General features: G+C 56.9%; 18 protein-coding genes, 4 tRNA genes and 2 rRNA genes (1 of these 24 cut by a window edge). All 24 read right to left on the bottom strand.

Translation table 11 applies throughout. The features are described from left to right. Positions 1 to 13: 13 nt before the first annotated feature. Positions 14 to 838 carry a 50S ribosomal protein L2 gene (rplB, locus tag ABMD26_RS13995; RefSeq protein ID WP_043192523.1) on the bottom strand — a complete coding sequence of 275 codons (825 nt, stop codon included), beginning with the start codon at positions 836 to 838 and terminating at the stop codon, positions 14 to 16. Positions 839 to 852: 14 nt separating this feature from the next. Then, on the bottom strand, positions 853 to 1,152 hold the full coding sequence (gene rplW, locus ABMD26_RS13990; RefSeq protein WP_002555488.1) for a 50S ribosomal protein L23: 300 nt from the start codon (positions 1,150 to 1,152) through the stop codon (positions 853 to 855). Then, positions 1,149 to 1,751 (bottom strand): 50S ribosomal protein L4, encoded by a 603-nt coding sequence (rplD, locus tag ABMD26_RS13985; protein ID WP_043192522.1) that lies wholly within the window; start codon positions 1,749 to 1,751, stop codon positions 1,149 to 1,151. Before rplD ends, rplW begins: the two co-directional genes overlap by 4 nt. A gap of 12 nt (positions 1,752 to 1,763) precedes the next feature. After that, on the bottom strand, positions 1,764 to 2,399 hold the full coding sequence (gene rplC, locus ABMD26_RS13980; RefSeq protein ID WP_043192521.1) for a 50S ribosomal protein L3: 636 nt from the start codon (positions 2,397 to 2,399) through the stop codon (positions 1,764 to 1,766). A gap of 81 nt (positions 2,400 to 2,480) precedes the next feature. Further along, entirely contained in the window at positions 2,481 to 2,792 is a 312-nt protein-coding gene (gene rpsJ, locus ABMD26_RS13975) for a 30S ribosomal protein S10 (protein WP_003186070.1), read from the bottom strand. Positions 2,793 to 2,933: 141 nt separating this feature from the next. Beyond that, entirely contained in the window at positions 2,934 to 4,127 is a 1,194-nt protein-coding gene (tuf, locus tag ABMD26_RS13970; RefSeq protein WP_049860772.1) for an elongation factor Tu, read from the bottom strand. A 30-nt stretch (positions 4,128 to 4,157) separates the two neighbouring features. Then, positions 4,158 to 6,260, bottom strand: a complete 2,103-nt coding sequence (gene fusA / locus ABMD26_RS13965) for an elongation factor G (RefSeq protein ID WP_049860771.1) — start codon at positions 6,258 to 6,260, stop codon at positions 4,158 to 4,160. A gap of 30 nt (positions 6,261 to 6,290) precedes the next feature. Continuing rightward, the gene (rpsG, locus tag ABMD26_RS13960; RefSeq protein WP_010490886.1) at positions 6,291 to 6,761 is read right to left on the bottom strand and encodes a 30S ribosomal protein S7; all 471 of its coding nucleotides are present in this window, start codon (positions 6,759 to 6,761) and stop codon (positions 6,291 to 6,293) included. A gap of 101 nt (positions 6,762 to 6,862) precedes the next feature. Next, the gene (gene rpsL / locus ABMD26_RS13955) at positions 6,863 to 7,234 is read right to left on the bottom strand and encodes a 30S ribosomal protein S12 (protein WP_003186084.1); all 372 of its coding nucleotides are present in this window, start codon (positions 7,232 to 7,234) and stop codon (positions 6,863 to 6,865) included. Between the two features lie 218 nt (positions 7,235 to 7,452). After that, on the bottom strand, positions 7,453 to 11,652 hold the full coding sequence (rpoC, locus tag ABMD26_RS13950) for a DNA-directed RNA polymerase subunit beta' (RefSeq protein WP_043192517.1): 4,200 nt from the start codon (positions 11,650 to 11,652) through the stop codon (positions 7,453 to 7,455). Positions 11,653 to 11,716: 64 nt separating this feature from the next. Continuing rightward, positions 11,717 to 15,790, bottom strand: coding sequence for a DNA-directed RNA polymerase subunit beta (gene rpoB / locus ABMD26_RS13945; protein WP_049860770.1), 4,074 nt, complete (start codon positions 15,788 to 15,790; stop codon positions 11,717 to 11,719). Positions 15,791 to 16,006: 216 nt separating this feature from the next. Next, positions 16,007 to 16,375, bottom strand: a complete 369-nt coding sequence (gene rplL / locus ABMD26_RS13940) for a 50S ribosomal protein L7/L12 (RefSeq protein WP_043192515.1) — start codon at positions 16,373 to 16,375, stop codon at positions 16,007 to 16,009. 80 nt (positions 16,376 to 16,455) lie between these two features. Then, entirely contained in the window at positions 16,456 to 16,956 is a 501-nt protein-coding gene (rplJ, locus tag ABMD26_RS13935; RefSeq protein ID WP_049860769.1) for a 50S ribosomal protein L10, read from the bottom strand. A 203-nt stretch (positions 16,957 to 17,159) separates the two neighbouring features. Then, positions 17,160 to 17,855, bottom strand: a complete 696-nt coding sequence (rplA, locus tag ABMD26_RS13930) for a 50S ribosomal protein L1 (RefSeq protein ID WP_043192511.1) — start codon at positions 17,853 to 17,855, stop codon at positions 17,160 to 17,162. Continuing rightward, entirely contained in the window at positions 17,855 to 18,286 is a 432-nt protein-coding gene (gene rplK / locus ABMD26_RS13925) for a 50S ribosomal protein L11 (RefSeq protein WP_049860768.1), read from the bottom strand. Before rplK ends, rplA begins: the two co-directional genes overlap by 1 nt. 115 nt (positions 18,287 to 18,401) lie before the next feature. Further along, entirely contained in the window at positions 18,402 to 18,935 is a 534-nt protein-coding gene (nusG, locus tag ABMD26_RS13920; RefSeq protein ID WP_010443972.1) for a transcription termination/antitermination protein NusG, read from the bottom strand. A 9-nt stretch (positions 18,936 to 18,944) separates the two neighbouring features. Next, positions 18,945 to 19,313 carry a preprotein translocase subunit SecE gene (gene secE / locus ABMD26_RS13915; RefSeq protein WP_043192508.1) on the bottom strand — a complete coding sequence of 123 codons (369 nt, stop codon included), beginning with the start codon at positions 19,311 to 19,313 and terminating at the stop codon, positions 18,945 to 18,947. A gap of 45 nt (positions 19,314 to 19,358) precedes the next feature. Beyond that, positions 19,359 to 19,434: transfer RNA gene (locus ABMD26_RS13910), tRNA-Trp, on the bottom strand. Between the two features lie 210 nt (positions 19,435 to 19,644). Then, positions 19,645 to 19,720: transfer RNA gene (locus ABMD26_RS13905), tRNA-Thr, on the bottom strand. 26 nt (positions 19,721 to 19,746) lie between these two features. Next, positions 19,747 to 19,820: transfer RNA gene (locus ABMD26_RS13900), tRNA-Gly, on the bottom strand. 24 nt (positions 19,821 to 19,844) lie between these two features. After that, a tRNA-Tyr gene (locus ABMD26_RS13895) sits at positions 19,845 to 19,929 on the bottom strand. 455 nt (positions 19,930 to 20,384) lie between these two features. Beyond that, the gene (gene birA / locus ABMD26_RS13890; protein WP_134723834.1) at positions 20,385 to 21,377 is read right to left on the bottom strand and encodes a bifunctional biotin--[acetyl-CoA-carboxylase] ligase/biotin operon repressor BirA; all 993 of its coding nucleotides are present in this window, start codon (positions 21,375 to 21,377) and stop codon (positions 20,385 to 20,387) included. A 151-nt stretch (positions 21,378 to 21,528) separates the two neighbouring features. After that, positions 21,529 to 21,644 (bottom strand): 5S ribosomal RNA (rrf, locus tag ABMD26_RS13885). Between the two features lie 147 nt (positions 21,645 to 21,791). Continuing rightward, a 23S ribosomal RNA gene (locus ABMD26_RS13880) occupies positions 21,792 to 23,694 on the bottom strand (it continues 991 nt past the right edge of the window).

Below are 23,694 nucleotides of genomic sequence, written 5' to 3'. Positions count from 1 at the left end.
CGTATCCCTCTATTTACTTGCGACGACGGACGATCATTTTGTCGGTACGCTTATTACCACGAGTCTTCGCGCCCTTAGTCGGGAAGCCCCATGGCGATACCGGATGACGACCACCGGAGGTACGACCTTCACCACCACCATGTGGGTGGTCAACCGGGTTCATGGCAACACCACGAACGGTTGGGCGAACGCCACGCCAGCGTTTGGCACCGGCTTTACCCAGCGAGCGCAGGCTGTGCTCGGAGTTCGAAACCTCACCCAGCGTTGCACGGCACTCGGACAGCACTTTGCGCATTTCGCCCGAACGCAGGCGCAGGGTCACGTAGACACCTTCACGAGCGATCAGCTGAGCCGAAGCGCCAGCGGAGCGAGCGATCTGAGCACCTTTGCCCGGCTTCAGTTCGATGCCGTGGATGGTGCTACCAACCGGGATGTTGCGCAGTTGCAGCGAGTTGCCTGGCTTGATTGGTGCCAGAGCACCTGCAATCAGCTGGTCGCCAGCACTCACGCCTTTCGGTGCGAGGATGTAGCGACGCTCGCCGTCTGCGTACAGAACCAGAGCGATGTGAGCAGTACGGTTAGGATCGTATTCGATACGCTCGACAGTGGCGGTGATGCCATCTTTGTCGTTGCGACGGAAGTCGATCATGCGGTAATGCTGCTTGTGACCACCACCGATGTGACGAGTGGTAATACGGCCATTGTTGTTACGACCACCAGACTTCGATTTTTTCTCGAGCAGCGGTGCGTGAGGAGCGCCTTTATGCAGCTCCTGGTTGACCACCTTGACCACGAAACGGCGGCCAGGGGAAGTCGGTTTGCATTTAACGATTGCCATGATGCACCCCTTCCTTACTCAGCACTGCTGCTGAAATCGAGATCTTGGCCTGGCTGAAGGGAGATAACTGCCTTCTTCCAGTCATTACGCTTGCCCAGACCGCGAGCAGTGCGCTTGCTTTTACCCAGTACGTTCAGGGTAGTAACACGCTCTACTTTCACGCTGAACAGGCTTTCGACGGCCTTCTTGATTTCCAGCTTGGTTGCGTCGGTAGCAACCTTGAAAACGAACTGACCTTTCTTGTCTGCCAGAACCGTAGCCTTCTCGGAAACGTGCGGGCCAAGCAGAACTTTAAATACGCGTTCCTGGTTCATCCCAGCAGCTCCTCGAATTTCTTCACGGCCGACACGGTGATCAACACCTTGTCGTATGCGATCAGACTAACTGGGTCGGAACCTTGAACGTCACGTACATCGACGTGCGGAAGGTTGCGAGCAGCCAGGTACAGGTTCTCGTCGACGGAGTCCGATACGATCAGAACGTCGGTGAGGCCCATGCCATTCAGCTTGCCCAGCAGGTCTTTGGTTTTCGGTGCTTCGACAGCGAAGTCCTGAACCACGACCAGACGATCGGTACGCACCAGCTCAGCAAGGATGGAGCGCAGTGCTGCGCGGTACATCTTCTTGTTCAGCTTCTGGGTGTGATCCTGAGGACGAGCTGCGAAAGTGGTACCACCGCCACGCCAGATTGGGCTACGGATAGTACCGGCACGCGCGCGGCCAGTACCCTTTTGACGCCAAGGGCGCTTACCGCCACCACGAACGTCGGAACGGGTCTTCTGCTGCTTGCTGCCCTGACGACCGCCAGCCATGTAGGCCACGACTGCCTGGTGCACCAGTGTCTCGTTGAACTCGCCGCCGAAAGTCAGTTCGGAAACTTCGATCGCCTGAGCGTCATTTACATTTAATTGCATTTTCGCTTCCCCTTAACCGCGAGCCTTGGCTGCCGGACGCACAACCAAGTTGCCGCCGGTTGCGCCAGGAACAGCACCCTTGACGAGCAGCAGATTGCGTTCAGCGTCGACGCGCACAACTTCCAGGGACTGCACGGTCACGCGCTCAGCGCCCATATGACCGGACATTTTTTTGCCCTTGAATACACGGCCAGGAGTCTGGCACTGGCCGATGGAGCCAGGGACGCGGTGGGAAACGGAGTTACCGTGGGTGTTGTCTTGACCGCGGAAGTTCCAACGCTTGATGGTACCGGCAAAGCCTTTACCTTTGGACTGACCGGTAACGTCTACCAGTTGGCCCGCTGCGAAGAGTTCAGCATTGATCAAGTCGCCAGCCTGGTACTCGCCTTCTGCAAGGCGGAATTCCCAGACGCCACGACCGGCAGCAACGTTCGCCTTGGCGAAGTGACCTGCCTGAGCAGCAGTCACGCGCGAAGCACGACGCTCGCCGACAGTGACTTGCACTGCACGATAGCCATCAGTTTCTTCAGTTTTGAACTGGGTGACGCGATTCGGCTCGATCTCAATGACCGTGACCGGAATGGAGACACCTTCTTCGGTGAAAATACGGGTCATACCGCATTTACGACCGACTACACCAATAGTCATGTTGTAAACCTCATGAGTGTACGGGGCTTTCACCCGCTATGGCCGCCCATTTCAGAGCGTTACACGACTAAGACCCAAGTCTTAGCCGAGGCTGATCTGCACTTCCACACCTGCCGCAAGATCAAGCTTCATCAGCGCATCAACGGTTTTGTCCGTTGGCTGGACGATGTCCAGAACACGCTTATGAGTACGGATCTCGTACTGGTCGCGCGCGTCTTTGTTGACGTGCGGAGAAACCAGAACAGTGAACCGCTCTTTACGGGTAGGAAGTGGAATTGGACCACGCACCTGAGCACCAGTACGTTTCGCGGTTTCCACGATTTCCTGGGTGGATTGGTCGATCAGGCGATGGTCGAAAGCCTTCAACCTGATACGGATTTGCTGATTTTGCATTGGATTTCAGACTCCGGCTGCTGTTCCCACCGGGCGCAATGCACCCGTTAAAAGGAGGCGCAATTCTATAGACGCGCCTATCGAGTGTCAACCCAATAAAAAAGCCCCCGCTAAGCGGGGGCTCTTTCAAGCGATCAACGATTACTCGATGATTTTGGCTACGACGCCAGCGCCGACGGTACGACCGCCTTCACGGATAGCGAAGCGCAGGCCGTCTTCCATTGCGATGGTCTTGATCAGAGTGACAGTCATCTGGATGTTGTCACCTGGCATTACCATTTCAACGCCTTCTGGCAGTTCGCAGTTACCGGTCACGTCAGTTGTACGGAAGTAGAACTGTGGACGGTAGCCTTTGAAGAACGGAGTGTGACGACCGCCTTCTTCCTTGCTCAGAACGTAGACTTCTGCAGTGAACTTGGTGTGCGGCTTGACCGAACCTGGCTTGACCAGAACCTGGCCACGCTCAACGTCGTCACGCTTGGTGCCGCGCAGCAGCACGCCGCAGTTCTCGCCAGCACGACCTTCGTCGAGCAGCTTGCGGAACATTTCAACACCGGTGCAGGTGGTGACGGTGGTGTCACGCAGACCAACGATTTCCAGCGAATCCTGAACGCGAACGATACCGCGCTCGATACGACCGGTAACAACAGTACCGCGACCGGAGATCGAGAACACGTCTTCGATTGGCATCAGGAACGGCTTGTCGGTCAGACGAACTGGTTCTGGGATGTAGCTGTCCAGAGTTTCAACCAGTTTACGAACGGCAGTGGTGCCCATTTCGTTTTCGTCGTTGCCTTCCAGAGCCATACGAGCCGAACCGATGATGATCGGAGTGTCGTCGCCTGGGAAGTCGTAGGTGGACAGCAGGTCACGAACTTCCATCTCGACCAGTTCCAGCAGCTCAGCGTCGTCTACCAGGTCAGCCTTGTTCAGGAAGACCACGATGTACGGAACGCCTACCTGACGGGACAGCAGGATGTGCTCACGGGTTTGTGGCATCGGACCATCAGCGGCCGAGCAGACCAGGATAGCGCCGTCCATCTGGGCAGCACCGGTGATCATGTTCTTCACGTAGTCAGCGTGACCTGGGCAGTCAACGTGAGCGTAGTGACGAATGGTCGAGTTGTATTCGACGTGCGCGGTGTTGATGGTGATACCACGAGCTTTTTCTTCTGGTGCGCTGTCGATCTTGTCGAAGTCAACACGAGCCGAACCGAAAACTTCGGAGCAGACGCGAGTCAGAGCAGCGGTCAGAGTGGTTTTACCGTGGTCAACGTGGCCGATGGTGCCGACGTTGACGTGAGGTAGGGAACGATCAAATTTTTCTTTAGCCACGACAATAAACTCCTAGCCTAAGGGGCTGAATCAGCCTTGTTTTTTAACGATAGCTTCGACGACGTTCGACGGAGCCTCGGAGTATTTGGAGAATTCCATAGAGTAGCTCGCGCGACCCTGGGACATTGAACGAACATCGGTCGCATAACCGAACATTTCGCCCAACGGAACCTCGGCACGGATAACCTTGCCGGACACCGTATCTTCCATACCCTGGATCAGACCACGACGACGGTTCAGGTCTCCCATCACGTCACCCATGTAGTCCTCAGGTGTTACAACTTCCACCTTCATGATCGGCTCAAGCACAACACCGCCGCCTTTGGAGGCCAGCTGCTTGGTCGCCATGGAGGCAGCCACCTTGAACGCCATCTCGTTGGAGTCGACGTCGTGGTAAGAGCCATCGAAAACGGTCGCCTTCAGGCCGATCAGCGGATAGCCGGCAACGACGCCGTTCTTCATCTGCTCTTCGATACCCTTCTGGATCGCCGGGATGTATTCCTTCGGAACAACACCACCTACGACTTCGTTCACGAACTGCAGACCTTCCTGACCTTCGTCAGCAGGAGCAAAACGGATCCAGCAATGGCCAAACTGACCACGACCGCCGGACTGACGAACGAACTTGCCTTCGATCTCACAGGCCTTCGTGATCTTCTCACGATAGGAAACCTGCGGTTTACCGATGTTGGCTTCTACGTTGAACTCGCGGCGCATGCGGTCAACCAGAATGTCCAGGTGCAACTCACCCATACCCGAGATGATCGTTTGACCAGTCTCTTCATCGGTCTTGACGCGGAAAGACGGGTCTTCCTGAGCAAGTTTGCCCAGTGCGATACCCATTTTTTCCTGGTCATCCTTGGTCTTGGGCTCAACGGCAACCGAGATTACCGGCTCCGGGAAGTCCATGCGAACCAGGATGATCGGCTTGTCGGCCGAGCACAGAGTGTCACCAGTGGTGACGTCCTTCATGCCGATCAAGGCCGCGATGTCACCAGCGCGTACCTCCTTGATCTCTTCGCGGGTGTTTGCGTGCATCTGCACCATACGACCCACGCGCTCTTTCTTGCCCTTGACCGAGTTGATCACGCCGTCGCCGGAGCTCAACACACCCGAGTAGACACGGGCGAAGGTCAGGGTACCCACGAATGGGTCGGTAGCGATCTTGAACGCCAGAGCCGAGAACGGCTCGCTGTCGTCTGCATGACGCTCCATGGCCACAGTCTCGTCATCCGGGTCGGAACCCTTGATGGCAGGAATGTCGACAGGGGCCGGCAGGTAGTCGATGACGGCATCCAGAACCAGGGGAACGCCCTTGTTCTTGAACGAGGAACCGCAAACAGCCAGGACGATTTCACCAGCGATGGTACGCTGACGCAGAGCGGCCTTGATTTCGTCGTTGGTGAGTTCTTCACCTTCGAGGTACTTGTTCATCAGCTCTTCGCTGGCTTCGGCCGCAGCCTCGACCATGTTGCTGCGCCACTCGTCAGCCAGTTCCTGCAGCTCGGCAGGGATCGGCTCACGGCGTGCAGCCATGCCTTTGTCAGCGTCGTTCCAGTAGACCGCTTCCATGGACATCAGATCGATCTGGCCCTGGAAGTTGTCTTCTGCACCGATGGCCAGCTGAATCGGCACCGGGGTGTGACCCAGGCGCTGCTTGATCTGACCGATCACGCGCAGGAAGTTGGCACCGGCACGGTCCATCTTGTTCACGTAGACGAGACGTGGAACACCGTACTTGTTGGCTTGACGCCATACGGTTTCGGACTGAGGCTCGACACCGGAGGTACCGCAGAACACCACGACCGCACCGTCGAGTACACGCAGCGAACGCTCTACTTCAATGGTGAAGTCAACGTGGCCGGGGGTATCGATGATGTTGAAGCGGTGGCGTGGGAACTGCTTGTTGGAGCCTTCCCAGAACGCGGTAGTAGCAGCGGAAGTAATGGTAATACCCCGCTCCTGCTCCTGCACCATCCAGTCCATGGTCGCGGCGCCATCATGCACCTCGCCCATCTTGTGGTTCACGCCCGTATAGAACAGGACGCGCTCGGTGGTGGTGGTTTTACCCGCATCCACGTGAGCGACGATACCGATGTTACGGTAGCGATTGATATCAGTTGTACGAGCCATAAAGCCCTCGCAAAATAAGTGACGCCGAATTTAGAAGCGGTAGTGCGAGAACGCTTTGTTGGCTTCAGCCATACGGTGAACGTCTTCACGCTTCTTAACTGCAGCACCTTTGCCTTCGGCAGCGTCCAGCAGTTCGCCGGCCAAGCGCAGAGCCATGGACTTTTCACCGCGCTTGCGCGCGAAGTCTACCAGCCAGCGCATTGCCAGAGCGTTACGACGGGACGGACGAACTTCGACCGGAACCTGGTAAGTAGCACCGCCTACACGGCGCGACTTCACTTCGACCAGCGGAGCGATGGCGTCGAGAGCTTTCTCGAAGATTTCCAGGGGGTCGCTGTTCTTGCGTTCTTTAACCTTGTCCAGCGCGCCATAAACGATACGCTCGGCAACGGCTTTCTTGCCGCTTTCCATCACGTGGTTCATGAACTTGGCCAGGATCTGGCTGCCGTATTTTGGATCGTCAAGCACTTCGCGCTTGGCTGCTACGCGTCTTCTTGGCATGGATAAGCCCTCAAACGGTCTTCAGGTTAGCTCGGGACACGCCCGACCTTACTCTTATCGACTCAGAAAAATAGATAACTGCAGTATTCCGCAAACGCCGATTACTTCGGACGCTTGGTACCGTACTTCGAACGACCTTGGTTACGACCTTTGACGCCGGAGGTATCCAGGGAGCCGCGAACGGTGTGGTAACGAACACCTGGCAAGTCTTTTACACGACCGCCGCGGATCAGTACCACGCTGTGCTCTTGCAGGTTGTGGCCTTCACCGCCGATGTACGAGGAAACCTCGAAACCGTTGGTCAGACGCACACGGCATACTTTACGCAGTGCCGAGTTAGGTTTTTTCGGCGTGGTGGTGTACACACGGGTGCACACGCCACGACGTTGCGGGCAGTTCTGCAGCGCAGGTACGTCGGATTTCTCGACGATACGCTTACGCGGCTGACGTACCAGCTGGTTGATAGTTGCCATCTACTAGCTCCACTGTTGTCTTGCGACGCTATTGTCTTGCAAGAAAAGCAAAAATGGCAGGAATCAATCCCGCCAAATTTAGGGGTACAAGAGTCTAAAGAGGATCTCGTCCCCAGTCAAGACAAGGCCCCGGCCTCCCCTGCCCACTCCGCCGCGACTTTCGTGTCGTTGCGGAGCCTGCAAGGGCTACCAGGGCCCTGTCATCACTACCGCTGGTCTCAATTACCGCTTGAGTTCAGCGCTTCGGTCAACGCAGCTTCAACTTCACTGGCGCTGACGCGGGTTGGTTTGTCGAGTTCACGACGACGCTTGCGCTCGCTGTGATACGCCAGACCGGTACCGGCCGGGATCAGACGACCCACGACCACGTTTTCCTTCAGGCCGCGCAGGTAGTCGCGCTTGCCGGTAACAGCCGCTTCGGTCAGCACTCGAGTGGTTTCCTGGAAGGAAGCCGCCGAGATGAACGATTCGGTGGACAACGACGCCTTGGTGATACCCAGCAGAACACGGGTGAACTTGGAAACGAACTTGTCGTCGCCGCTCAAACGCTCGTTCTCGCCCAGTACCTGGGTCAGTTCCATCTGGTCGCCCTTGATGAAGCTGCTGTCACCCGACTCGGAGATCTCGACCTTGCGCAGCATCTGACGCAGGATCGTCTCGATGTGCTTGTCGTTGATCTTCACGCCTTGCAGACGGTACACGTCCTGAATCTCGTTGACGATGTACTTGGCCAGCGCACTCACACCCAGCAGACGCAGGATGTCGTGTGGATCGCTTGGGCCGTCGGAGATCACTTCACCGCGGTTCACTTGTTCGCCTTCGAAGACGTTCAGGTGACGCCACTTCGGAATCAGCTCTTCGTACGGATCGGTACCGTCGTTCGGAGTGATGACCAGACGGCGCTTGCCCTTGGTCTCCTTACCGAACGCGATGGTGCCGCTGACTTCCGCCAGAATCGAAGCTTCCTTCGGACGACGCGCTTCGAACAGGTCGGCAACACGCGGCAGACCACCGGTGATGTCACGCGTCTTCGAAGTTTCCTGCGGGATACGGGCGATAACGTCACCCACACCCACTTGCGCACCATCCGCCACGCCGACCAGGGCGTTGGCTGGCAGGAAGTACTGGGCCGGTACGTCGGTACCGGGCAGCAGCAGATCCTTGCCATCGACGCCGACCATCTTCACGGCTGGACGAATTTCCTTGCCCGCCGCTGGACGATCCTTGGCATCGAGTACTTCGATGTTGGTCAGGCCGGTCAATTCGTCTGTCTGACGTTTGATCGTGATGCCTTCTTCCATGCCCACGTAGGTCACGGTACCTTTCATCTCGGTGACGATTGGGTGAGTGTGCGGATCCCACTTGGCCACGATGGCACCAGCGTCGACCTTGTCGCCTTCCTTCACCGAAATCACTGCACCGTACGGCAGTTTGTAACGCTCACGCTCACGACCGAATTCGTCGGCAATCGCCAACTCACCGGAACGCGACACGGCGACCAGGTTGCCGTCGGCACGCTCTACGTGCTTCAGGTTGTGCAGACGGACGGTGCCGCCATTCTTAACCTGGACGCTGTCTGCAGCCGAGGTCCGGCTTGCCGCACCACCGATGTGGAACGTACGCATGGTCAGCTGGGTACCCGGCTCACCGATGGACTGGGCAGCGATAACGCCGACCGCTTCACCGATGTTCACCTGATGCCCGCGAGCCAGGTCACGACCGTAGCACTTGGCGCAGATACCGTAGCGGGTTTCGCAGCTGATCGGCGAGCGCACGATGACTTCGTCGATGCTGTTCAGCTCGATGAATTCAACCCACTTCTCGTCTACCAGCGTACCGCCTGGAACGATGACTTCGTCGGTGCCTGGCTTGAACACGTCACGGGCGATCACTCGACCCAGTACGCGCTCGCCCAGAGGCTCCACGACGTCGCCGCCTTCGATGTGCGGGGTCATCAGCAGGCCGTGTTCGGTACCGCAATCGACCTCGGTCACCACCAGATCCTGCGCCACGTCTACCAGACGACGAGTCAGGTAACCGGAGTTCGCAGTCTTCAAGGCGGTATCCGCCAGACCCTTACGAGCACCGTGAGTGGAGATGAAGTACTGAAGTACGCTCAGACCTTCACGGAAGTTCGCGGTGATCGGCGTCTCGATGATCGAGCCGTCCGGCTTGGCCATCAGGCCACGCATACCGGCCAACTGACGAATCTGAGCAGCCGAACCCCGGGCACCGGAGTCAGCCATCATGTACATCGAGTTGAACGACTCCTGGTCGACTTCGTTGCCATGACGATCGATGACCTTCTCTTTCGAGAGGTTCGACATCATCGCCTTGGACACTTCGTCGTTGGCCTTGGACCAGAGGTCGATCACCTTGTTGTACTTCTCGCCCTGGGTTACCAGGCCGGACGCATACTGGCTTTCGATCTCTTTCACTTCGTCGGTCGCAGTACCGATGATGCGAGCTTTCTCATCCGGGATAACGAAGTCGTTAACGCCGATGGAAACACCCGAAATCGTCGAGTAGGCAAAACCGGTGTACATCAACTGGTCAGCGAAGATCACGGTCTCTTTCAGACCTACCACGCGGTAGCACTGGTTGATCAGCTTGGAAATCGCCTTTTTCTTCATCGGCAGGTTGACGACGTCGAAGGACAGACCTTTAGGCACGACCTGGAACAGCAGCGCACGGCCGACAGTGGTGTCGACGATACGGGTGCCGCTCACGCTGCCGCCATCACGATCGTTGACGGTTTCGTTGATACGAACCTTGATCTTGGCGTGCAGGGCAGCTTCGCCGGCGCGGAAAACGCGGTCGACTTCCTGCAGGTCGGCAAAGATACGGCCTTCGCCCTTGGCGTTGATCGCTTCACGGGTCATGTAATACAGACCCAGTACAACGTCCTGCGAAGGAACGATGATTGGCTCACCGTTGGCTGGCGACAGGATGTTGTTGGTCGACATCATCAGCGCACGAGCTTCGAGCTGGGCTTCCAGGGTCAGCGGTACGTGAACCGCCATCTGGTCACCGTCGAAGTCGGCGTTGTACGCGGCGCAGACCAGTGGGTGCAGCTGGATGGCCTTGCCTTCGATCAATACCGGCTCGAACGCCTGGATACCCAGACGGTGAAGGGTCGGTGCACGGTTGAGCAGCACGGGGTGTTCGCGAATCACTTCGGCGAGCACGTCCCACACTTCTGGCAGCTCGCGCTCGACCATCTTCTTGGCGGCCTTGATGGTGGTCGCCAGACCACGCATTTCCAGCTTGCCGAAGATGAACGGCTTGAACAGTTCCAGAGCCATCTTCTTCGGAAGACCGCACTGGTGCAGGCGCAGGGTCGGGCCTACGGTAATTACCGAACGACCCGAGTAGTCAACGCGCTTGCCGAGCAGGTTCTGACGGAAGCGACCCTGCTTACCCTTGATCATGTCAGCCAGGGATTTCAGAGGACGCTTGTTCGAACCAGTGATGGCACGACCGCGACGACCGTTGTCGAGCAGCGCATCCACAGCTTCCTGCAGCATGCGCTTTTCGTTGCGCACGATGATGTCGGGAGCCGACAGATCCAGCAGGCGCTTCAGACGGTTGTTACGGTTGATCACTCGACGATACAGATCGTTGAGGTCGGAAGTCGCGAAACGACCGCCATCCAGTGGAACCAGTGGACGCAGATCTGGCGGCAGAACCGGCAGAACGGTCAACACCATCCACTCAGGCAGGTTGCCGGAGCCCTGGAAGGCTTCCATCAGCTTCAGGCGCTTGGACAGCTTCTTGATCTTGGTTTCCGAGTTGGTCTGCGGAATCTCTTCGCGCAGGCGACCGATCTCGTGTTCCAGGTCAATGGCGTGCAGCAGCTCGCGAACGGCCTCGGCACCCATGCGGGCGTCGAAGTCGTCACCGAACTCTTCGAGTGCTTCGAAGTACTGCTCGTCGTTCAGCAGCTGGCCCTTTTCAAGGGTAGTCATTCCCGGATCGATAACGACGTAGCTCTCGAAGTAGAGAACGCGTTCGATATCACGCAGGGTCATGTCCATCAGCAGACCGATACGGGACGGCAGCGATTTCAGGAACCAGATGTGAGCGACCGGCGAAGCCAGTTCGATGTGAGCCATGCGCTCGCGACGAACCTTGGCCAGCGCGACTTCAACGCCGCACTTCTCGCAGATCACGCCACGGTGCTTCAAGCGCTTGTACTTACCGCACAGGCACTCGTAGTCCTTGACCGGGCCAAAGATCTTGGCGCAGAACAGGCCGTCACGCTCAGGCTTGAACGTACGGTAGTTGATGGTTTCCGGCTTTTTAACTTCACCGAACGACCACGAACGGATCATCTCAGGCGACGCGAGGCCGATGCGGATCGCATCGAACTCTTCGACTTGACCCTGGTTTTTCAGCAAATTCAGTAGGTCTTTCAAGGCCTTTCCTCCTGGCGGAGCAGGGAGTGGACGGTAGCCGTCCACTCCCGATTCGCGTCACGTGTTATTCGGTTTCCAGATCGATATCGATACCCAGAGAACGGATCTCTTTGATCAACACGTTGAAGGACTCGGGCATGCCCGGCTCCATACGGTGATCGCCGTCCACGATGTTCTTGTACATCTTGGTACGACCGTTCACATCGTCCGACTTCACTGTGAGCATTTCTTGCAGGGTGTATGCCGCGCCGTATGCTTCCAGCGCCCACACCTCCATCTCCCCGAAACGCTGACCACCGAACTGCGCCTTACCACCCAGCGGCTGCTGGGTAACCAGGCTGTAAGAACCAGTGGAACGCGCGTGCATCTTGTCGTCCACCAAGTGGTTCAGCTTCAGCATGTACATGTAGCCAACGGTGACCGGACGCTCGAACTTGTTGCCGGTGCGACCGTCGAAAAGCTGCATCTGGCCGCTTTCCGGCATGTCGGCCAATTTCAGCATGGCCTTGATTTCGCTTTCCTTGGCACCGTCGAACACCGGGGTAGCCATTGGAACGCCGCCCTTGAGGTTCTTCGCCAGATCCAGGATTTCCTGGTCGGAGAAGGTTTCCAGCTGTTCTTGACGGCCACCGATCTCGTTGTAGATCTCGGTCAGGAACTTGCGCAGATCAGCTACCTTACGCTGCTCTTCGAGCATGGTGTTGATCTTCTCGCCCAGACCCTTGGCCGCGAGGCCCAGGTGGGTTTCGAGAATCTGACCGACGTTCATACGCGAAGGTACACCCAACGGGTTGAGTACCACGTCCACCGGCGTACCGTTGGCGTCGTGCGGCATGTCCTCGACAGGCATGATCACCGAAACCACACCCTTGTTACCGTGACGACCGGCCATCTTGTCACCCGGCTGGATGCGACGGCGGATGGCCAGGTAGACCTTGACGATCTTCAGCACGCCCGGAGCCAGGTCATCGCCTTGCTGCAGCTTGCGCTTCTTGTCTTCGAACTTGTCATCCAGCAGACGGCGACGATCGACGATGTAGGCCTGAGCCTTCTCGAGCTGTTCGTTCAGCGCGTCTTCGGCCATGCGCAGCTTGAACCACTGACCATGCTCCAGACCGTCGAGGACCTCGTGGGTCACCTCGGTGCCTTTCTTCAGGCCAGCGCCGCCTTCAATGATCTGACCCATCAGGGCCGAGCGCAGACGTTCGAAGGTCGCGCCTTCAACGATACGGAACTCTTCGTTCAGGTCCTTGCGGATCTCGTCCAGCTGGCTCTTCTCGATCGACAGAGCACGAGCATCACGCTCGACACCGTCTCGGGTGAAGACCTGTACGTCGATGACGGTACCCTTGGTGCCGGTAGGCACGCGCAGGGAGGTGTCCTTAACGTCGCTGGCCTTCTCGCCAAAGATCGCGCGCAGCAGTTTTTCTTCCGGCGTGAGCTGAGTTTCGCCTTTAGGCGTCACCTTGCCGACCAGAATGTCGCCGGCGCCGACTTCGGCACCTACGTAGACGATACCGGCTTCGTCCAGCTTGTTCAGCGCCGCTTCACCCACGTTCGGGATGTCGGCAGTGATTTCCTCTGGGCCAAGCTTGGTGTCACGGGCCACACAGGTCAGTTCCTGGATGTGGATCGTGGTGAAGCGATCTTCCTGAACCACACGCTCGGACAGGCAGATGGAGTCTTCGAAGTTGAAGCCGTTCCACGCCATGAACGCGATGCGCATGTTCTGACCCAGCGCCAGTTCACCCATGTCGGTGGACGGGCCATCGGCCATGATGTCGCTGCGCTGAACCACGTCACCCTTGTTGACAAGCGGACGCTGGTTGATGCAGGTGTTCTGGTTCGAGCGGGTGTACTTGGTCAGGTTGTAGATGTCGACACCGGCTTCGCCAGTCTCGACTTCGTCATCGGCAACCCGGACCACGATACGGCTGGCATCGACGGAGTCGATCACGCCGCCACGACGCGCCACGACGCAAACGCCGGAGTCACGGGCAACGTTACGCTCCATGCCGGTACCGACCAGCGGCTTGTCGGCACGCAGGGTAGGTACAGCCTGACGCTGCATGTTCGAACCCATCAACGCACGGTTGGCGTCGTCGTGCTCGAGGAACGGAATCAGCGATGCGGCTACCGAGACGACCTGCTTGGGCGAAACGTCCATCAGGGTGACGTCTTCCGGCGCCTTGACGGTGAATTCGTTCAAGTGACGTACGGCTACCAGCTCGTCGATCAGCACCTTCTTGTCGTTCATCGTGGCCGAAGCCTGAGCGATCACGTGATCGGCTTCTTCGATGGCGGACAGGAACACGATCTCGTCGGTGACCAGAGCGTCTTTCACCACGCGGTACGGACTTTCCAGGAAGCCGTACTGGTTGGTGCGCGCATAGGCCGCCAGGGAGTTGATCAGACCGATGTTCGGACCTTCCGGCGTTTCGATCGGGCACACGCGACCATAGTGCGTCGGGTGAACGTCACGCACTTCGAAGCCTGCACGTTCGCGGGTCAGACCACCAGGGCCGAGCGCGGAGACGCGACGTTTGTGGGTGATCTCGGACAGCGGGTTGTTCTGGTCCATGAACTGCGACAGCTGGCTGGAACCGAAGAACTCCTTGACCGCGGCAGCCACTGGCTTGGCGTTGATCAGGTCCTGCGGCATCAGGCCTTCGCTTTCGGCCATCGACAGACGTTCCTTGACCGCGCGCTCTACACGCACCAGGCCAACACGGAACTGGTTCTCGGCCATTTCGCCTACGCAGCGAACACGACGGTTACCCAAGTGGTCGATGTCATCGACGATGCCTTTGCCGTTGCGGATGTCGACCAGAGTCTTCAATACGGCAACGATGTCTTCCTTGCTCAATACGCCCGAACCTTCGATCTCGGTACGACCGATACGACGGTTGAACTTCATCCGGCCGACCGCAGACAGGTCATAGCGCTCAGGGCTGAAGAACAGGTTGTTGAACAGGGTCTCGGCAGCATCCTTGGTTGGCGGCTCGCCTGGACGCATCATGCGATAGATTTCCACCAGGGCTTCAAGCTGATTGCCGGTGGAATCGATCTTCAGAGTGTCGGAGATGAACGGACCGCAATCGATGTCGTTGGTGTACAACGTTTCGATGCGAACGACCTGCGCCTTGGCGATCTTGAGCAGCAGTTCGGTGGTCAGCTCGGTGTTGCACTCGCACAGGATCTCGCCGGTGGCCGGGTGCACGATGGCCTTGGCCGTGGTGCGGCCCAGGACGTAGTCCAGTGGCACTTCCAGCTGCTTGATGCCGGCCTTTTCGATCTGGTTGATGTGCCGGGCAGTGATACGGCGGCCCTGCTCGACAATGACCTTGCCCTTGTCGTCGACGATGTCGAGAACGGCGATTTCACCGCGCAGGCGCTGGGGCACCAGTTCCAGGCTGAGCTGCTCGCCCTGCACGTGGAATACGTTGGTGGTGTAGAACGCATCGAGGACTTCCTCGGTGCTGTAACCCAAGGCGCGCAGCAGCACCGAGGCAGGCAGCTTGCGACGACGGTCGATACGGACGAATACACAGTCTTTCGGATCGAACTCGAAGTCCAGCCAGGAGCCACGGTAAGGAATGATACGGGCCGAGTAGAGCAGCTTGCCCGAGCTGTGCGTCTTGCCACGGTCGTGGTCGAAGAACACACCTGGCGAACGGTGCAGCTGGGAAACGATGACGCGCTCGGTACCGTTGATTACGAAGGTACCGTTCTCGGTCATCAGGGGGATTTCCCCCATGTAGACTTCCTGCTCTTTGATGTCCTTGATCGCTTTGTTCGACGATTCTTTGTCGAAAATGATCAGGCGCACTTTTACACGCAGCGGCACGGCGTAGGTCACGCCACGCAGTACGCACTCTTTGACGTCAAAGGCCGGTTCGCCCAGACGATAACCAACGTACTCCAGAGCAGCGTTGCCGGAGTAGCTGATGATCGGGAAAACGGATTTGAAGGCCGCATGCAGACCGACATCACGGAACTGGTCCTTGGTCGCGCCCGCCTGCAAGAATTCGCGATACGAATCCAGCTGGATAGCCAAGAGGTACGGTACGTCCATGACGTCCGGCAACTTGCTAAAGTCCTTGCGGATACGTTTTTTCTCAGTATATGAGTAAGCCATCAGCGTTCCCCAGCTTGGTCACCTGCTTGTGGCTTCTCCCGACGGGAGCAGCCAGAAAATCGTGCAAACCCCGTGGTTTGCGCCACCCTCGGGTGGTTACAGCGCGTTGCCGGCGTCGACCTGATCGACTGCCAGTAACGGAAAAAGGCCGGTGGCATGAGCCACCAGCCATCAGCCTTTCGCTTGACGCTCGGGCTGGAGACGCAAGGTCGATGCTTACTTGAGCTCGACTTTGGCGCCTGCTTCTTCCAGCGTTGCTTTGGCTTTGTCGGCTGCGTCTTTGGCAACAGCTTCCAGAACCATGGCAGGAGCGCCGTCAACAACAGCCTTGGCTTCTTTCAGGCCCAGACCGGTCAGTTCACGAACTGCCTTGATGACGTTTACTTTCTTCTCGCCAGCTTCCAGCAGCATGACGTTGAATTCAGTTTGCTCTTCAACAACGGCAGCTGGACCAGCAGCTGGACCGGCGGAAGCGGCAGCAGCCGAAACGCCGAACTTTTCTTCCATCGCTTTGATCAGCTCAACGATTTCCAGAACGGATTTCTCGCCGATTGCTTCGATGATTTGGTCGTTAGTCAGAGACATGACTATAAATTCCTGTATTGGGGTGACGGCCTAGGCGGCCATCGAAATAAACAATAAACGTAGAGAGAAGTCGCTCAGCCTCAGGCTGCTGCAGCTTCTTTCTGGTCGCGAAGGGCCGCCAGAGTACGAGCCAGTTTGCTGGTAGCGCCTTGAATCACGCTCATCAGCTGGGAAATGGCTTCGTCACGGGTCGGCAAGCTTGCCAGCACGTCGATTTGGTTAGCTGCGAGGTAGTTACCCTCGAACGCAGCTGCCTTGATCTCGAACTTGTCCTGACCTTTGGCGAACTCCTTGAACAAACGGGCAGCAGCACCTGGATGTTCGTTGGAGAAGGCGATCAAGGTCGGGCCAGTGAACACGTCGTTCAGAACACTGTAAGGAGTGTCTGCAACGGCGCGCTTGAGCAGGGTGTTACGTACGACACGTACGTATACGCCAGCTTCACGAGCCTCTTTACGGAGTCCGGTCATAGCGCCTACTGTTACGCCACGGGCATCAGCCACGACAGCGGACAGAGCAACTTGGGCAGCCTTGTTGACTTCAGCGACGATGGCCTTCTTGTCTTCAAGTTTAATTGCCACGGGTTCAACTCCTGCTTGTTACCGTTTCATCCAACCGAGGCCGGATGTCGTTTTGGTGTCTGATTCGGTAAGGAACCGGGAGCACCATCTGCGTAGGCTTGTGGTTTAAGACTTGCGTCGCCTACGGTCTTGGATAGCCCCCGCCAGGCAGGGACCCCAATTTTTCAGCTGATGGCCCGGTCGCCCGAGCCATCGGCAAAGTCTTACGCGTCCAGCGAGCCTTGGTCGATGACCAGACCTGGGCCCATGGTGGTGCTCAGGGTAACGCGCTTGACGTAGATACCTTTCGAGGAAGCTGGCTTGATACGCTTCAGATCAGCGATCAGGGCTTCAACGTTTTCCTTCAGCTTGACGGCGTCGAAGCCGACCTTGCCAACGGAAGTGTGGATGATGCCGTTCTTGTCGGTGCGGTAGCGAACCTGACCAGCCTTGGCATTCTTGACGGCGTTGGCGACGTCTGGCGTCACGGTGCCGACTTTCGGGTTAGGCATCAGGCCACGTGGACCGAGGATCTGACCCAACTGACCTACTACGCGCATGGCATCCGGGGATGCAATGACGACGTCATAGTTCAGGTCGCCGCCTTTCATTTCGGCAGCCAGGTCGTCCATGCCAACGCGGTCTGCACCGGCAGCCAGAGCGGCTTCGGCAGCAGGACCCTGGGTGAACACGGCAACACGTACGGTCTTGCCAGTGCCGTGTGGCAGCACGGTAGCGCTACGTACGACCTGGTCGGATTTACGTGGGTCAACGCCCAGGTTCACAGCCACGTCAACGGATTCGCTGAACTTGACGGTGGACAGTTCGGTCAGCAGCGCAGCTGCATCTTCGAAGTTGTACAGCTTGCCTGCTTCGATCTTGGAAGCAATAGCTTTTTGGCGCTTAGTCAGCTTAGCCATTACACACCCTCCACGTTGAGGCCCATGGAGCGAGCAGAACCGGCGATGGTACGCACGGCTGCTTCCATGTCAGCGGCAGTCAGGTCCGCATTCTTGGCTTTAGCGATTTCTTCGAGCTGAGCGCGAGTCACGGTACCGACTTTGACGGTGTTCGGACGGGCGGAACCGCTGGTCAGGCCAGCAGCTTTCTTCAGCAGTACCGAAGCAGGGGTGCTTTTGGTCTCGAAGGTGAAGCTACGGTCACTGTAGACAGTGATGATTACAGGAGTCGGCAAGCCGGCTTCTTGACCCTGAGTACGGGCATTGAAGGCCTTGCAGAATTCCATGATGTTCACGCCATGCTGGCCCAGGGCCGGGCCGACGGGCGGGCTAGGGTTGGCCTGGCCGGCCTTTACTTGCAGCTTGATGTAAGCCGTGATTTTCTTAGCCATGAGCTACTCCACTATTGGGTACGAGCGCCTTGCGGCTCCCCAGTTGCTTGCGTTTTATCCCAGTGACGACAAAACCCCGCAGCTTACGCCTGCGGGGTATGGGATCCGTTTCCAATCAGACTTTTTCGACCTGACTGAACTCGAGCTCTACCGGAGTAGAGCGACCGAAAATGAGCACCGCGACCTGGATCCGGCTCTTTTCGTAGTTGACTTCTTCGACGGTACCGTTGAAATCCGCGAACGGACCATCGGTGACGCGAACCACTTCGCCTGGCTCGAACAACGTCTTGGGCTTGGGCTTGTCGCTACCATCAGCAACACGACGCAGGATAGCTTCAGCTTCCTTGTCGGTGATCGGAGCCGGCTTGTCCGCCGTGCCGCCGATGAAACCCATGACCCGAGGCGTGTCCTTGACCAAGTGCCAAGTGCCTTCGTTCATGTCCATCTGCACCAGCACATAGCCTGGAAAGAACTTGCGTTCACTTTTACGCTTTTGGCCATTTCGCATCTCGACCACTTCTTCAGTGGGGACGAGAATTTCGCCAAAACCGTCTTCCATACCAGCCAGCTTTACACGCTCGATCAAAGAGCGCATAACATGCTTCTCGTAACCCGAGTAAGCATGCACAACGTACCAACGCTTAGCCACGGGACACCCTTAGCCAACAATCAAGGAAACAAGCCAGCCGAGCAGGGAATCTAGCCCCCACAACAGCAACGCCATGACCAGAACGACCGCAACTACGATCAGCGTGGTCTGTGTGGTCTCTTGGCGAGTCGGCCAAACGACTTTACGGATTTCGGTGCGTGCTTCCTTTGCCAGGACGAAGAACGACTTGCCTTTGGCTGTCTGCAGAGCCACGTAGGCGGCCACAGCGGCAATGGCAAGAAGTGCAAGCACCCGGTACAGGATCGGCGACGCGGAGTAGTACTGATTACCAACCACGCCAACCACGACCAAAGCGACAACAACGAGCCACTTCAGCAGATCGAAACGAGATTCTGGGGCTTCAGCCTTGGGAGTCATCTAGGAGGATCCTGTGAAAAGAAAGCCAGACACACCGAGTGAATCTGGCAGGTCAGGAGGGAATCGAACCCCCAACCTACGGTTTTGGAGACCGTCGCTCTGCCAATTGAGCTACTGACCTAAAACAAATCAGGCCGAACATTATGCCGACCCGGGAAAGCTATTTCAACACCTGATTGGACTTCCGAATTGCACAAGAGAAGATAACCCTTCACCTGGCATGGACCTCACAACCCAAGATGCCAACAGCAGAGACCTGCAATGCCCACAGGAGCAAGACACGCCTACCATTAAAACAAAGGCAGATATTTTCATATCTGCCTTGCAAAAATGGAGCTCTTGAGCGGATTTGAACCGCTGACCTCACCCTTACCAAGGGTGTGCTCTACCAACTGAGCTACAAGAGCTTAAAACCATGCACAAACAGCAAACTTGGAGCGGGTAGCGGGAATCGAACCCGCATCATCAGCTTGGAAGGCTGAGGTTCTACCACTAAACTATACCCGCGGAGCTTGCGGCTCACGCTAAAAATGGTGGAGGGAGAAGGATTCGAACCTTCGAAGTCGTAGACGTCAGATTTACAGTCTGATCCCTTTGGCCGCTCGGGAACCCCTCCTTAACGTGGCGGCATTTTACGCTATGCCACCTTACTGTCAAGCTTTTTCTCATTAAAATCTTGAGGTTAGCTACATCGACAGCCGTTTCACATCGCTGGGCATTCGCACCATCGCTGTGAAGCGGGCGCCATTCTATGCAAACCATTACACCCTGGCAATACCCTGGATGCGATTATTTTACGTTTTAAGTTATTGAATTCATTGAGTCCCTGCCGGACCCCCAGCACGCGCATCGGTGCGAGGCGCGCCTTGTGTACCCAGACCTGCAAAGCACACGCCGTGCAAGCCAGTCAGTGCTGGGTCGCAGGCTTTTCGTTCAGCAGCTGAATGTTGTGCCGCTCACCTTTGTAGGTAGAGAGGGGCTCGAGTTCCTTTGGACGTACCGGCAACTCCTGGTTGTGCCACCCGGCGTAAAACACATTTAGCACCAATAGAAGCAGTACAAGCCAGCGCATCATCTTTCCTCGCCTTGGTCAGAAGCAGCTAAGGGCTGGTCGCTTGCTGCAAGCCGCAGACTCAGCTCTCCACCATTGAATACCTGCTCCACTCCGTCCACCGCGAGCCGCAGGCCACCTTGTCCGTCTATTCCCAGTACCAGGCCCTCAATGGCTTTCACACCAGCGCTGAGCACCACCGACCTGCCCTGCCAAGCATGAAGGTCTTCCCATTCCTCGCGCAACTGCTCGAAGCCGGACACTGCATGACGCTCCAGGTAGCACTGTAATTGGTCATTGAGCTCGGTAACCAGCACATTGCGGTCCACCAGACTCATGCGCTGCAAACGCATGGACGTCCAAGGCCGATCCACGTCGGTACTCAGCTTCATGTTCACGTTGATACCGATACCGATCACCACGTGACACACGTCACTGGGGTCACCGACCAGCTCCAGCAGTATCCCTGCCAGCTTCTTGTCTCCCACCAGGATATCGTTGGGCCACTTGAGTCTTGCCTCGCTCACGCCTTGCGCATGCAGGGCTCGCACCACGGCAAGACCGACGACCAGACTCAATCCTTCCAAACGACTCATACCGCCCTCTATGCGTAGCGCCAGGCTGTAATAGAGGTTTTGTGCATACGGGCTCACCCACGGCCTGCCTCGTCGCCCTCTGCCCGCGGTCTGACGCTCTGCCAGCACCAGCAGCGGCAGTGGGCATCCCTGGGCTATGGCGTGAAGTGCCTGGGCATTGGTGGAATCAGCGCTTTGCATGATACGTACGTCCCAGCCAGCAGGCGCTCCTGCCCTCACCGCCTCCAGGCACAGCGAACAGATCGGGTCAGCCAGACGATAACCTTTGCCACGAACCTTGTGCACCTCAATGCCAAGCTCTGCCTGCAACTGCTGAAGCTGTTTCCACACAGCGCTACGGCTGACCCCCAGGACTTCCCCAAGCGCTTCGCCCGAGTGAAACTGACCGTCTTTAAGCAAATCCAGTAATGGTGACATAGCCAACTCTGCGCCCGTGGTAAGGCCGCAATGATAGCCATGCCCGAAAGCTTCGAACACTGGCAAAAATGAAGGATAACGATTGGAAACGCGAGATGCGGAAAAGACAAAACCCCTACCTGCTCACGCAGATAGGGGTTTCGGAATTGAATCTTGACGATGACCTACTCTCACATGGGGAAACCCCACACTACCATCGGCGATGCATCGTTTCACTGCTGAGTTCGGGATGGGATCAGGTGGTTCCAATGCTCTATGGTCGTCAAGAAATTCTGTAGCCGGGGTGCCCTTTGGGAGGCACTCCAGCGAATCGGGTATGTGATATTTGTGGGTTGTCTTGCTGCGAACTTTCGGTTCGTGTCATCTCCACAGTCACCGCAATCTGGTCTTCGACGCAAATTGCTTGGGTGTTATATGGTCAAGCCTCACGGGCAATTAGTATGGGTTAGCTCAACGCCTCACAGCGCTTACACACCCCACCTATCAACGTCGTAGTCTTCGACGGCCCTTCAGGGAACTCAAGGTTCCAGTGAGATCTCATCTTGAGGCAAGTTTCCCGCTTAGATGCTTTCAGCGGTTATCTTTTCCGAACATAGCTACCCGGCAATGCCACTGGCGTGACAACCGGAACACCAGAGGTTCGTCCACTCCGGTCCTCTCGTACTAGGAGCAGCCCCTCTCAAATCTCAAACGTCCACGGCAGATAGGGACCGAACTGTCTCACGACGTTCTAAACCCAGCTCGCGTACCACTTTAAATGGCGAACAGCCATACCCTTGGGACCGGCTTCAGCCCCAGGATGTGATGAGCCGACATCGAGGTGCCAAACACCGCCGTCGATATGAACTCTTGGGCGGTATCAGCCTGTTATCCCCGGAGTACCTTTTATCCGTTGAGCGATGGCCCTTCCATACAGAACCACCGGATCACTAAGACCTACTTTCGTACCTGCTCGACGTGTCTGTCTCGCAGTCAAGCGCGCTTTTGCCTTTATACTCTACGACCGATTTCCGACCGGTCTGAGCGCACCTTCGTACTCCTCCGTTACTCTTTAGGAGGAGACCGCCCCAGTCAAACTACCCACCATACACTGTCCTCGATCCGGATGACGGACCTGAGTTAGAACCTCAAAGTTGCCAGGGTGGTATTTCAAGGATGGCTCCACGCAGACTGGCGTCCACGCTTCAAAGCCTCCCACCTATCCTACACAAGCAAATTCAAAGTCCAGTGCAAAGCTATAGTAAAGGTTCACGGGGTCTTTCCGTCTAGCCGCGGATACACTGCATCTTCACAGCGATTTCAATTTCACTGAGTCTCGGGTGGAGACAGCGCCGCCATCGTTACGCCATTCGTGCAGGTCGGAACTTACCCGACAAGGAATTTCGCTACCTTAGGACCGTTATAGTTACGGCCGCCGTTTACCGGGGCTTCGATCAAGAGCTTCGCTTGCGCTAACCCCATCAATTAACCTTCCGGCACCGGGCAGGCGTCACACCCTATACGTCCACTTTCGTGTTTGCAGAGTGCTGTGTTTTTAATAAACAGTCGCAGCGGCCTGGTATCTTCGACCGGCATGAGCTTACGGAGCAAGTCCTTCACCCTCACCGGCGCACCTTCTCCCGAAGTTACGGTGCCATTTTGCCTAGTTCCTTCACCCGAGTTCTCTCAAGCGCCTTGGTATTCTCTACCCAACCACCTGTGTCGGTTTGGGGTACGGTTCCTGGTTACCTGAAGCTTAGAAGCTTTTCTTGGAAGCATGGCATCAACCACTTCGTCGTCTAAAAGACAACTCGTCATCAGCTCTCGGCCTTGAAATCCCGGATTTACCTAAGATCCCAGCCTACCACCTTAAACTTGGACAACCAACGCCAAGCTGGCCTAGCCTTCTCCGTCCCTCCATCGCAATAACCAGAAGTACAGGAATATTAACCTGTTTTCCATCGACTACGCTTTTCAGCCTCGCCTTAGGGACCGACTAACCCTGCGTCGATTAACGTTGCGCAGGAAACCTTGGTCTTTCGGCGTGGGTGTTTTTCACACCCATTGTCGTTACTCATGTCAGCATTCGCACTTCTGATACCTCCAGCAAGCTTCTCAACTCACCTTCACAGGCTTACAGAACGCTCCTCTACCGCATCATCAAAAGATGATACCCGTAGCTTCGGTACCTGGTTTGAGCCCCGTTACATCTTCCGCGCAGGCCGACTCGACTAGTGAGCTATTACGCTTTCTTTAAAGGGTGGCTGCTTCTAAGCCAACCTCCTAGCTGTCTAAGCCTTCCCACATCGTTTCCCACTTAACCAGGATTTTGGGACCT

Origin of the sequence: Pseudomonas sp. PvP001, assembly GCF_040546375.1 — a bacterium.
Classification (GTDB): Bacteria; Pseudomonadota; Gammaproteobacteria; order Pseudomonadales; family Pseudomonadaceae; genus Aquipseudomonas; species Aquipseudomonas coleopterorum.
Note: the sequence above shows the minus strand (reverse complement) of the source record. Positions and strands in the feature narration are given on the sequence as shown.